Consider the following 11419-nt stretch of genomic DNA (forward strand, 5'->3'; position numbering starts at 1 on the left):
GCACGACCCCGGAGGCTTTGCCGTGCCCGATCCGCTCGCGCAGGAGCGCGCCCACCTCGCCGCCTCGCGCGCCGCCCTGCGTGCCATGCGGGAGGACGTCCAGTCCCTCGACATCCGCGACGTCACGGCGAACTGGGTCAACGCCGCCGTGCTGTCCGCCCAGATCGACGAGCGGATCAAGGCGCTCGCCGACCTGTCGCACACCCCGCTGTTCTTCGGGCGGCTGGACTACCTGGACACCACCCAGGACGGCCGCCGGTTCTACATCGGGCGGCGGCACGTCCACGACGCGGACGGCGACCCGATGGTCGTCGACTGGCGGGCACCGGTGTCGCAGCCGTTCTACCGGGCGTCGCGGAAGGACCCGCAGGACGTCGCCCTGCGGCGCCGGTTCGGCTACACGGGCGGGCGACTGACCGCCTACGAGGACGAGCACCTGTCCGACCCGGCGGAGGCGGACAAGGCGTCCGAGCTGCTCCAGGCGGAGATCGAACGGCCCCGCGTGGGCCCCATGCGGGACATCGTCGCGACGATCCAGCCCGAACAGGACGAGATCGTCCGCAGCGGCCTGTCCGGCTCGGTGTGCGTCCAGGGCGGGCCCGGCACCGGCAAGACGGCGGTGGGCCTGCACCGGGTCGCCTACCTGCTGTACGCGCACCGGGAGCGGCTGGCCCGCACCGGGACGCTGGTCATCGGCCCGAACCGGTCCTTCCTCCACTACATCGAGCAGGTGCTGCCCGCGCTGGGCGAGCTGGAGGTGCGGCAGGCGACGGTCGCCGACCTCGTCGCCCACGTCGAGGTGCGCGGCGAGGACGAACCGGCGGCCGCCGTCGTCAAGGGCGACGCCCGGATGGCGGAGGTGCTGCGCCGGGCGCTCCGGTCGCACGTGACGCCGCCCACCGAGCCGCTGATGGTGGTGCGCGGCTCGCGGCGCTGGCGGGTACCGGCGTACGAACTGGCGGAGATCGTCACCCAGTTGCTGGACCGCGACATCCGGTACGGGGCCGCGCGGGACGCCCTGCCGCAGCGGATCGCGCACGCCGTGCTGGTGCGCATGGAGGAGGCGGGCGAGGCCCCGGACGACCGCGTGCAGGACGCGGTCGCGCGCAACGCCGCCGTGAAGGCGGTGGTCAAGGCGGTGTGGCCGGCCGTCGACCCGGCGAGACTCGTCCTGCGGCTGCTGTCGGACGCCGAGTTCCTGGCACGCCACGCCGAAGGGCTCCTCACCGCCGAGGAGCAGAAGACGGTGCTGTGGGCGAAGCCGCCCCGCTCGGTGAAGTCGGCCAGATGGTCGGCGGCGGACGCGGTCCTGATCGACGAGGTGGCCGACCTGGTGGAACGCACGCCGTCCCTCGGCCACGTCGTCCTGGACGAGGCGCAGGACCTGTCGCCGATGCAGTACCGGGCGGTGGGTCGGCGCTGCTCGACCGGTTCGGCCACGGTGCTCGGCGACCTCGCGCAGGGCACCACGCCGTGGGCGACCGCGAGCTGGGCGGAGGCGCTGGCGCACCTGGGCAAGCCCGACGCGGTGGTGGAGGAACTGACGGCCGGTTTCCGCGTGCCGCGCGAAGTCATCGCGTACGCGTCGCGGCTCCTGCCGTACATGTCGCCGGGGCTCGCGGAGGTGCGCTCGGTACGGGAGTCGCCGGGCTCCCTGGAGATCGTGACGTGCCGGGCGGAGGACCTGGCGGCGTCGGTGGTGGCGGCGTGCCGCGCCTCGCTGCGCCACGAGGGGTCGATCGGCCTGATCGCGGCGGACGCGCGGGTCCCGCTGCTCGCGGAGGCGCTGCGGGAGGCGGGCCTCGCCGTGCTGTCGCCGGGTGAGGAGACGACCGCCGAGTCCCGCCTCACGCTGGTGCCGGCCTCCCTGGCGAAGGGCCTCGAATACGACTACGTCGTCCTCGACGAGCCGGCGGCCGTGGTGGACGGCGAGCCCGACGAACGCACCGGCCTGCGACGCCTGTACGTCGCCCTGACGAGGGCGGTCTCGGGCCTCACGGTCCTCCACGCGGCCCCGCTGCCGCCGCAGCTGGCCCCCTGACGGGGCGCCGCCCCCTCGCCCCCGGGTCTCGCGGGTCGCCCGCCCGGTGCGGGTTGCCGTGGGCTCGGTGCCCCGGGCGTTGCCGTGCTCGGGGTCGCCCGCCCGGTGTCGGTTGCCGTTGGGGTCCGCTCCGTGGCGGGTGTCCCGGGCTCTCCCTCGCAAGCTCGGTCGTCTTACGCCCGGAACACCCCCCACTGCGCGTCCCCCTTCCGGGGCGGGCCCGAGGCCCGGGGTGGTTTCCGCCGGCGTGAGGGTGTCGGGGCCGGAGGTGGGGGATGCTCGGGCGTAAGACGAGCGAAGCGAGAGCCCGAGCACCCCCCGCCGCAGGACCCGGCACCCGACCCCGCCCACCGGGCAGAAGCCGAACGGCGAAACGTCCCACCCACCGGGCAGAAGCCGGCCCGACCGCACCCACCGGCAGGAGCCGGACGTCAGGCCGCGGGCTTGAAGCCGCGCAGGCGCAGGCTGTTGCCGACCACGAACACCGACGAGAACGCCATGGCCGCGCCCGCGATCATCGGGTTCAGCAGGCCCGCCGCGGCCAGCGGCAGCGCGGCGACGTTGTAGGCGAAGGCCCAGAACAGGTTGCCCTTGATCGTGGCGAGGGTGCGGCGCGAGAGGCGGATGGCGTCGGCGGCGGCACGCAGGTCGCCGCGTACGAGCGTGAGGTCGCCCGCCTCGATGGCGGCGTCGGTGCCGGTGCCCATGGCCAGGCCCAGGTCGGCCTGGGCGAGGGCGGCCGCGTCGTTGACGCCGTCGCCGACCATGGCCACCGACCGGCCCTCGGCCTGGAGGCGTTTGACGACGTCGACCTTGTCCTCGGGCATGACCTCCGCGAAGACCTGGTCGATGCCGACCTCGGCGGCCACGGCCTCCGCGACGGCCCGGTTGTCGCCGGTGAGCAGGATCGGGGTGAGGCCCAGCGCCCGCAGGCGGGTGATCGCCTCGGCGCTGGTTTCCTTGACCGCGTCCGCGACCTCCAGGACCGCGCGGGCCTCGCCGTCCCAGGCGACGGTGATGGCCGTGCGGCCGGCCGCCTCCGCCTCGTGCCGGGCGCGCCCCAGCGCGGCCGGCAGCTCGATGGCCCAGTCGGCCAGCAGCTTCTCGCGGCCGACGAGCACCGCGTGGCCTTCCACGACGCCCTGGACGCCCAGACCCGCGAGGTTGGCGAAGTCCTCGGGGGTGGGGAGCGCGCCGACGCGCTCGGCCGCTCCGGCGGCCACCGCGCGGGCGACGGGGTGCTCGGAGGCGTGCTCCAGCGCGCCCGCGAGGCGCAGGACGTCGCGCTCGTCGGTGCCCTCGGCGGTGTGGACGGCGATCAGCGTCATCCGGCCGGTGGTGACGGTGCCGGTCTTGTCGAGGACGACGGTGTCGACCTTGCGGGTGGTCTCCAGGACTTCGGGGCCCTTGATCAAGATGCCGAGCTGCGCGCCCCGTCCGGTGCCGACCATGAGGGCGGTCGGGGTGGCGAGGCCCAGTGCGCACGGGCAGGCGATGATCAGTACGGCGACGGCGGCGGTGAACGCGGCGGTGAGGCCGGCTCCGTTGCCGAGCCAGAAGCCGAGGGTGGCGAGCGCGAGGCCGATGACGACCGGTACGAAGACGGCGGAGATCCGGTCGGCGAGGCGCTGGGCGGCGGCCTTGCCGTTCTGGGCGTCCTCGACCAGCTTGGCCATGCGGGCCAGCTGGGTGTCGGCGCCGACGCGGGTGGCCTCGACGACCAGTCGGCCGCCGGCGTTCAGGGTGGCGCCGGTGACGGGGTCGCCGGGGCCCACCTCGACGGGCACGGATTCGCCGGTGAGCATGGAGGCGTCCACGGCGGAGGTGCCCTCGACGACCGTGCCGTCCGTGGCGATCTTCTCGCCGGGCCGGACGAGGAAGCGGTCGCCGACGCGCAGGTCGGCGGTCGGGACGAGGGTCTCGCGGCCGTCGCGCAGGACGGTGACGTCCTTGGTGCCCAGCTCCAGCAACGCCCTCAGCGCCGCGCCCGCCTTGCGCTTGGAGCGTGCCTCGAAATAGCGGCCGGCGAGGATGAACGCGGTGACCCCGGCGGCGGCCTCCAGGTAGATGTTCCCGGCGCCGTCGGTGCGGGAGATGGTGAACTCGAAGGGGTGGGTCATTCCGGGCGTGCCGGCCGTGCCGAAGAACAGCGCCCACAGTGACCAGAGGAACGCGGCGGACGTGCCGACGGAGATGAGGGTGTCCATCGTCGCGGCGCCGTGCCGGGCGTTGGTCCAGGCGGCGCGGTGGAACGGCCAGGCGGCGTAGGTGACGACCGGCGCGGCGAGGGTGAGCGAGAGCCACTGCCAGTACTGGATCTGGAGGGCCGGGACCATCGCCATGGCGATGACGGGTACGGAGAGGACGACGGCGGTGAGCAGCCGCTGTCGCAGCGGCAGCAGTTCGTCGGCCGGCCCGGTCTCGTCGTCCTCGGTCTCGGGCACCGGGGGTTCGGGTTCCTGGGCGGTGTAGCCGGTGGCCTCGACGGTGGCGATGAGGTCGGCGACCCGGACCCCGTCGGCGTACGCGACCTTCGCCTTCTCGGTGGCGTAGTTGACGGTCGCGGTGACGCCGTCCATGCGGTTGAGCTTCTTCTCGATGCGGGCCGCGCAGGAGGCGCAGGTCATGCCGCCGATGGCGAGCTCGACCTCGGCGGTGGGGCCGGGTGTCGTCGTCGTGGTGGTGCTCATGCGTGCTGCTCCTCGCCGATCGATACCCCAACAGGGTATGGCGTGCCGTGGGTCTCCTGTATACCCCCCGGGGGTAGTCGCCCGCAAGCGATCACCGGACTTGACTTGATACCCCCCAGGGGTATCGTGGGCGGCATCGGGACCACGCCTCGCCCAGGGAGTCGCCATGCACACCGGAGTGAAGATCACCGCATTCGCCGCAGCCCTCGCCGCCACCTTCGGCACGGCGTACGGGGTGGGCGCGGGCGTCGGCCCGGTCGTGGCGGAGGAGGAGCGCCCGGCCGCACGCCACGGCGAGCGGCAGCCGGGCGGGCACGGCGAGCGGGACGCGGCGGGGCACGGCGAGCCGGACGCGGCCGGGCACGACGCGCCGGCCGCCCGCGCGCCCGGCGGGCTCCAGGTCTCGGAGCGCGGTCACACCCTGGCCCTCGAACCCTCGGCGCTCAGGGCCGGCGAGCGGGGCGAGCTGCGCTTCCGCGTCACGGACGCGCACGGCCGGGCCGTCACGGCGTACGAGCGGGAACACGGCAAGGAGCTGCACCTCGTCCTCGCCTCGCGTGACCTGACCGTCTACCGGCACCTCCACCCCGTCCGGGGCGCCGACGGCACCTGGTCCACGCCGGTCGAGCTGCCCCGGGCCGGGGACTACCGGGCGTTCGCCGACTTCACTCCCGCCGGCGGCACGGCGCTGACGCTGGGGGCGGACCTGGCGGTGTCCGGGGCGTACCGCCCGGCGGCGCCGCCGGCGCCGAACCGGGTCGCCGAGGTCGACGGCTACCGCGTCGAGCTGGCCGGGACGCCCCTGCCGGGCCGGGCGACCCGACTGACCCTGCGCGTGAGCAGGGACGGGCGGCCGGTCACCGACCTCCAGCCCTACCTGGGCGCGTACGGCCACCTGGTCGCCCTGCGCGCCGGGGACCTCGCGTATCTGCACGTCCACCCGCACGAGGGACCGGCGGGGCCGGAGGTGTCCTTCACCGCGACGGCACCGAGCCCGGGGGCGTACCGGCTCTTCCTCGACTTCCGGCACGGCGGGAAGGTCCGTACGGCTGCCTTCACCGTGCACGCGCATTAGGGTGGCATTGGACTAGACCTGTAACGAATGGAGTCGGCAGTGAGCAACCGTGCAGTCCTGGAGGTGATCGCCCTCGACGCGGAGGACGCGATCGCCGCACAGGCCGGAGGAGCGGACCGCCTGGAGCTGGTCACGGACATCGCGGCGGACGGGCTCACCCCGTCCCGCGAGACGTACGGCCGGATCCGTGCCGCCGTGGACGTCCCGCTGCGCGTGATGCTGCGCCTCACGGACGGCTTCGCCGCGGGTGACGTCGACACGCTGGTGCGGGTGGCACGGGAGCTGCGCGAGGAGGGCGCCGACGAGTTCGTCCTCGGTTTCCTCGACGCCGAGGGCCACGTGGACCTGGTGACCGTGGAGCGGCTCGTCGCCGAGCTGGAGGGCTGCCGCTGGACGTTCCACCGCGCCCTGGACCGGGTGGCCGACCGCGACGCGGCGCGCAAGCAGCTCGCGGACCTCCCGGGCCTCGACACCTACCTGACGGCGGGCTCGGCGGCCGGGGTCGACGACGGTCTGCCGGTCCTGCTCGCCGAGGCCGAGGCGGCCCGGCGCGGCGAGCCGGGCTACACGCCCCGGCTGCTGGTCGGCGGCGGTCTCCGGCTGGACCACGTCCCCGCGCTGCTCGCGGCGGGCGTCACCGGCTTCCACATCGGCGGCGCCGCCCGCCCCTCCGGCTGGAGCGCCCCGGTCTCCCCGACGGCGGTCCGTGCCTGGCGCACCGCGGTCGACGCCCGCCCCTGACACGACTCCCGCCACGCCCCGGGGCCCGGCCCCGGGGCCGCGGCGGGAGGGCCGCCCCCTCCGCCGGGCCGAGGAAGCCCTCGGGCCCCCGCCGCACCTCTCTCCCCCCGCCCCCGGACCGCCGGGCGGGTGCCGGGCACCGGCACAATGGCGGCATGGCGCCCCTCCCCGCTCACCCCGCCCATGACGACCTCCGCCGCCGCTGGGCGTCGGCCGTGCGGGACGCGCCGCACGCCGACCGCTACGCCGACGACCTCCTCGCCCGCTGGGCGGAGCCGCAGCGCCGGTACCACACCACCGACCACCTCCTCGCCGTCCTCGACCGCGTCGACGAGCTCGCGGACCACGCGGACGACGCCGACGCCGTACGCCTCGCCGCCTGGTTCCACGACGCCGTCTACCTCCCGGACCGGTCCACCAACGAGGAGCGCAGCGCCCGGCTCGCCGAGCGCGCGCTGCCCGAGCTGGGCGTCGACGCCGCCCGAACGGCCGAGGTCGCCCGCCTGGTCCGGCTCACCGTCACCCACGACCCGGCGGACGGCGACCGCAACGGCGAGGTGCTGTGCGACGCGGACCTCGCCGTGCTGGCCGCCGCACCCGACGCGTACGCCGCCTACGCCGCCGCCGTACGGGAGGAGTACGGCTTCGTGCCGGACGACGCGTTCCGCGAGGGCCGCGCGGCGGTGCTGCGCCAGCTGCTGGGCCTGCCGTGCCTGTTCCGCACGCCGCACGGCGCGCGCGCCTGGGAGGACCGGGCCCGGCAGAACCTGACCACGGAACTGAAGCTGCTGGAGACGGCGGGAATGTAAGGGATCAACGAGGTGTTGACCCCTGGCATGCCGTCCTCCGCCGATCGCACCCGCATGCCCCTGGCCGTCTACATCCTCGGCCTGTCCGTCTTCGCGCTCGGCACGAGCGAGTTCATGCTGTCCGGCCTGCTGCCGCCGATCGCGGACGACATGGACGTGTCGATCCCGCAGGCGGGCCTGCTGATATCCGCGTTCGCGATCGGCATGGTGATCGGCGCGCCGCTCCTCGCGGTCGCCACGCTGCGACTGCCGCGCAAGACCACGCTCACCGCGCTGATCAGCACGTTCGGCGTCGGACAGCTCGTGGGCGCGCTGGCCCCCTCGTACGGGATCCTCTTCGCGTCCCGCGTGGTCAGCGCCCTCGCGTGCGCCGGCTTCTGGGCGGTCGGCGCGGCCGTGGCCATCGCTATGGTGCCGGTCGGCTCCCGCGCCCGCGCGATGGCCGTGATGATCGGCGGCCTGTCGATCGCCAACGTCCTCGGCGTTCCCGCCGGCGCCTTCCTCGGCGAGCACCTGGGCTGGCGCTCCGCGTTCTGGGCGGTCGGCGCCGCCTCCGCCGTCGCGCTGGTCGGCGTGGTGACCCTCATCCCCCGCATCCCCCTCCCCGACGAGAAGCCGCAGCTCCGGCGTGAGCTGGGCATCTACCGCGACCGGCAGGTCTGGCTCGCGGTGGCGGTCACCGCGCTCGCGGCGGGCGGTGTCTTCTGCGCGTTCTCCTACCTGGCGCCGCTCCTCACCGACGTCGCCGGACTCGACGCGGGCTGGGTCCCGACCGTGCTGGCCCTGTTCGGCATCGGCGCGCTGGTCGGGACGACGATCGGCGGCCGGGTCGCGGACGCCCACCTGTTCGGGGTCCTGCTGAGCGGCATCACCGCCTCGACGCTGTTCCTGGTGGCGCTCGCGGTCCTCGCCGCCAGTCCCGTCGCCACGGTCGTCCTCTCCTTCCTCCTCGGCGTCTCGGCGTTCTACACCGCCCCGGCGCTCAACGCCCGGATGTTCAACGTCGCCGGAGCGGCCCCCACCCTGGCGGGCGCCACCACGACGGCCGCGTTCAACCTCGGCAACACCGGCGGGCCCTGGCTCGGCGGCACGGTCATCGACGCGGGCCTCGGCTTCCCCGCGACGGCCTGGGCGGGCGCCGCGATGACCGTCCTCGGGCTCGCGGCGGCGGCCGTGGCCCTGCGCCTGCACTCCTCGACGTCCCGCGTGGTCACCCGGTCGGGCACCGCGAAGGACCGGGACCACGAGGCCGCCCGCCGCTGAGGCGCCCGGGGCACGCGGGCCGGTCAGTCCGCCGCCGGTCAGTCCGCCGGTCAGTCCGCCGGTCAGTCCGCCGGCCCGTCGGCCGCCCGGTCGACCGGCCGGTGCTTCGGCCGGCGCAGGCCCGCCTCCTTCAGCCGTCGTACGAGTTCCTTGGAGCCCACCTCGACGGCGCCCGCCGCCACCGCGTCCGCGTACCGCTCGGAGGGCACGTCGTAGTGGTCGCGGTCGAAGGCGCGGGGCGGGGCGCCGATCCGGGCGGCGAAGTCGTGCAGCTCCTGGTAGGACGTGTCGCTCACCATGTGCGACCACATGCGGCCGTGGCCCGGCCAGTTCGGCGGGTCGATGTACACCGTCACGTGAGGCCGCCGACCCGGGCGACCCGCACGCCGGCCTTGCCGCACACCCAGTGCGGGTCCGGGCCCAGTTCGGGCTCCACGTCCAGCGCGTGCGGATCGCCGGAGCTGCACACCGGGCACAGCGGCCACCGGCCGTACCGCTCCAGCAGGGCGTCCTGGACGTCCTGGGCGACCAGCCCGGCCACGTACTCGACGCCTTCCGGCCACTGCTCGACCCACCATCGGCGGTGCGTCACCGCGTCCTCCACCAGCGAGACCACCTCGGCCTCGGCGACGTTCCGCGCCATGAGGTCGGCGAGGACCAGGGCCCGCGCGGCGTGCAGGGCCTGCTCAAGGGGGTTCACGGCGTCCATGCAGCCCATTGTCGCCCCAGGTCCGGAGGGGTTGACGGCCCACCGGGCTGAAAATACCTTTCAGGAGTGACCAATGATGTGAAGGAAATTTTCAGCAACGGCACCGCCAAGGGAAGACCGGGCGGGGAAGCCGCCCCCGCTCCCGCCGCCCTCGCCGCCAAGGTCCGCACCCTCGCCCCCTCCATGACCCGCTCCATGCAGCGCGTCGCCGAGGCCGTCGCCGCCGACCCCGCCGGCTGCGCCGCCCTCACGGTCACCGGTCTCGCCGAGCTCACCGGCACCAGCGAGGCGACCGTCGTCCGCACCGCCCGCCTCCTGGGCTACCCCGGTTACCGCGACCTGCGCCTCGCCCTCGCCGGGCTCGCCGCCCAGCAGCAGTCCGGCCGGGCGCCGTCCGTCACCGCCGACATCGCGGTCGACGACCCGATCGCGGACGTCGTCGCCAAGCTCGCCCACGACGAGCAGCAGACCCTCGCCGACACCGCCGCCGGACTCGACACCATCCAGCTCGGCGCCGCCGTCACCGCCCTGGCCGCCGCCCGCCGCACCGACATCTACGGCGTCGGCGCCTCCGGCCTCGTCGCCCAGGACCTCGCGCAGAAGCTCCTGCGCATCGGGCTGGTCGCACACGCCCACAGCGACCCGCACCTCGCCGTCACCAACGCCGTCCAGCTCCGCACCGGCGACGTCGCCATCGCCATCACCCACTCGGGATCGACCGGCGACGTCATAGAACCGCTGCGCGTGGCCTTCGACCGCGGCGCCACCACGGTCGCGATCACCGGCCGCCCGGACGGGCCGGTCTCCCAGTACGCCGACCACATACTCACCACCTCCACCGCCCGGGAGAGCGAGCTGCGCCCCGCCGCCATGTCCTCCCGCACCAGCCAACTCCTCGTTGTCGACTGCCTGTTCACCGGAGTCACGCAGCGTACGTACGAGACGGCGGCCCCGGCGCTCTCCGCCTCCTACGAGGCCCTCGCCCACCGCCACTCGCCCCGCACCCGCTGACCGGCGCCACCCGGCCGCACGCCACCGCAGCCCCGCCCCACTCGCCCGAGAGAGCGCGCACCGATGAACCACTCGGAACTGTCCACCCTCGCCACGGAAGCCTTCCGCCCGGAGCTCGCGGACATCGACCGGCTGCCCACCGCCGAGATCGCCCGCATCATGAACGCCGGGGACCGGTCCGTCCCCGGCGCCGTCGCGGGCCAGCTCCCGCGCATCGCCGCCGCCATCGACGCCACCGCCGACCGCATGGCGCGCGGCGGCCGGCTCGTCTACGCCGGCGCGGGCACCGCCGGGCGGCTCGGCGTCCTGGACGCCAGCGAGTGCCCGCCCACCTTCAACACCGCCCCCGGCCAGGTCGTCGGGCTGATCGCGGGCGGCCCGACCGCCCTGCTGGCGGCCGTCGAGGGCGCCGAGGACTCGCGCGAGCTCGCGGCCGCCGACCTCGACGCGCTGTCCCTCACCGCCGACGACACCGTGGTCGGCGTCTCCGCCTCCGGCCGCACCCCGTACGCCGTCGGGGCGGTCGAACACGCCCGCGCCCTGGGCGCCCTGACGATCGGCCTGGCCTGCAACGAGGACAGCGCCCTGGCCGCCGCCGCCGACCACGCCATCGAGGTGGTCGTCGGCCCGGAACTGCTGACCGGCTCCACCCGCCTGAAGGCGGGCACCGCCCAGAAGCTGGTCCTCAACATGATCTCGACGATCACGATGATCCGGCTCGGCAAGACCTACGGGAACCTGATGGTCGACGTGCGGGCCTCCAACGAGAAGCTCCGCGCCCGGTCCCGCCGGATCGTCGCCCTCGCCACCGGCGCATCCGACAGCGAGATCGAGGCGGCCCTCACCGCCACGGACGGCGAGGTCAAGCCCGCGATCCTCGTCCTCCTCGCCGGCGTCGACGCCGACACGGCGACCCGGCTCCTCGCCAAGACGGACGGCCACCTCCGCGCCGCCCTCGACCACTGAGGCCACCACCCACCCGCACTACGCCCCCGCCCGGCGCGCGGCCCCCGCACGGACGCCACCACCCCCGCCCGCCGGACCGCGCCGCACCACCACCCACCCGGACCAGCCCCCGCC

At 75.0% G+C, this 11419-nt stretch carries 10 protein-coding genes; 7 read left to right on the forward strand and 3 right to left on the reverse strand.

What is annotated here, in order from left to right; translation table 11 throughout:
• Positions 1 to 85: 85 nt before the first annotated feature.
• Entirely contained in the window at positions 86 to 2041 is a 1956-nt protein-coding gene (locus A4V12_RS02505) for a HelD family protein (RefSeq protein WP_199831206.1), read from the forward strand.
• A 431-nt stretch (positions 2042 to 2472) separates the two neighbouring features.
• Here A4V12_RS02505 and A4V12_RS02510 read toward each other — a convergent pair whose 3' ends face one another.
• Positions 2473 to 4731, reverse strand: a complete 2259-nt coding sequence (locus A4V12_RS02510; RefSeq protein WP_064067508.1) for a heavy metal translocating P-type ATPase — start codon at positions 4729 to 4731, stop codon at positions 2473 to 2475.
• Between the two features lie 166 nt (positions 4732 to 4897).
• Between A4V12_RS02510 and A4V12_RS02515 the strand changes: the two genes are divergently transcribed.
• The 4 genes from A4V12_RS02515 to A4V12_RS02530 all read left to right on the forward strand — a co-directional run bounded on the left by A4V12_RS02515 (position 4898) and on the right by A4V12_RS02530 (position 8619).
• Positions 4898 to 5806 carry a hypothetical protein gene (locus A4V12_RS02515; protein ID WP_064067509.1) on the forward strand — a complete coding sequence of 303 codons (909 nt, stop codon included), beginning with the start codon at positions 4898 to 4900 and terminating at the stop codon, positions 5804 to 5806.
• 39 nt (positions 5807 to 5845) lie between these two features.
• A complete protein-coding gene (locus A4V12_RS02520; protein WP_064067510.1) occupies positions 5846 to 6547 on the forward strand; it encodes a copper homeostasis protein CutC in 702 nt (233 codons plus the stop codon).
• Between the two features lie 155 nt (positions 6548 to 6702).
• A complete protein-coding gene (locus A4V12_RS02525; protein WP_064067511.1) occupies positions 6703 to 7356 on the forward strand; it encodes an HD domain-containing protein in 654 nt (217 codons plus the stop codon).
• Between the two features lie 54 nt (positions 7357 to 7410).
• Positions 7411 to 8619, forward strand: a complete 1209-nt coding sequence (locus A4V12_RS02530) for a Cmx/CmrA family chloramphenicol efflux MFS transporter (protein WP_064067642.1) — start codon at positions 7411 to 7413, stop codon at positions 8617 to 8619.
• Positions 8620 to 8681: 62 nt separating this feature from the next.
• Here the strand turns inward: A4V12_RS02530 and A4V12_RS02535 are convergent, their stop codons facing one another.
• Positions 8682 to 8975 carry a DUF4031 domain-containing protein gene (locus A4V12_RS02535; protein WP_064067512.1) on the reverse strand — a complete coding sequence of 98 codons (294 nt, stop codon included), beginning with the start codon at positions 8973 to 8975 and terminating at the stop codon, positions 8682 to 8684.
• The gene (locus A4V12_RS02540) at positions 8972 to 9328 is read right to left on the reverse strand and encodes a hypothetical protein (protein WP_064067641.1); all 357 of its coding nucleotides are present in this window, start codon (positions 9326 to 9328) and stop codon (positions 8972 to 8974) included. Before A4V12_RS02540 ends, A4V12_RS02535 begins: the two co-directional genes overlap by 4 nt.
• 66 nt (positions 9329 to 9394) lie before the next feature.
• Between A4V12_RS02540 and A4V12_RS02545 the strand changes: the two genes are divergently transcribed.
• The gene (locus A4V12_RS02545; RefSeq protein WP_064067513.1) at positions 9395 to 10339 is read left to right on the forward strand and encodes a MurR/RpiR family transcriptional regulator; all 945 of its coding nucleotides are present in this window, start codon (positions 9395 to 9397) and stop codon (positions 10337 to 10339) included.
• A gap of 63 nt (positions 10340 to 10402) precedes the next feature.
• Entirely contained in the window at positions 10403 to 11305 is a 903-nt protein-coding gene (gene murQ / locus A4V12_RS02550; RefSeq protein WP_064067514.1) for an N-acetylmuramic acid 6-phosphate etherase, read from the forward strand.
• The last annotated feature ends 114 nt before the right edge of the window (positions 11306 to 11419 follow it).

Source organism: Streptomyces noursei (genome assembly GCF_001646665.1).
Lineage (GTDB): Bacteria > Actinomycetota > Actinomycetes > Streptomycetales > Streptomycetaceae > Streptomyces > Streptomyces lavendulocolor.

What these genes read in the sequence shown, in the direction of transcription:
- A4V12_RS02505 (WP_199831206.1), top strand. Translation starts at nt 86, where the DNA reads ATGCGGGAGGACGTCCAGTCCCTCGACATCCGCGACGTCACGGCGAAC.
- A4V12_RS02510 (WP_064067508.1), bottom strand. Translation starts at nt 4,731, where the DNA reads ATGAGCACCACCACGACGACGACACCCGGCCCCACCGCCGAGGTCGAG.
- A4V12_RS02515 (WP_064067509.1), top strand. Translation starts at nt 4,898, where the DNA reads ATGCACACCGGAGTGAAGATCACCGCATTCGCCGCAGCCCTCGCCGCC.
- A4V12_RS02525 (WP_064067511.1), top strand. Translation starts at nt 6,703, where the DNA reads ATGGCGCCCCTCCCCGCTCACCCCGCCCATGACGACCTCCGCCGCCGC.
- A4V12_RS02530 (WP_064067642.1), top strand. Translation starts at nt 7,411, where the DNA reads ATGCCCCTGGCCGTCTACATCCTCGGCCTGTCCGTCTTCGCGCTCGGC.
- A4V12_RS02540 (WP_064067641.1), bottom strand. Translation starts at nt 9,328, where the DNA reads ATGGACGCCGTGAACCCCCTTGAGCAGGCCCTGCACGCCGCGCGGGCC.
- murQ (WP_064067514.1), top strand. Translation starts at nt 10,403, where the DNA reads ATGAACCACTCGGAACTGTCCACCCTCGCCACGGAAGCCTTCCGCCCG.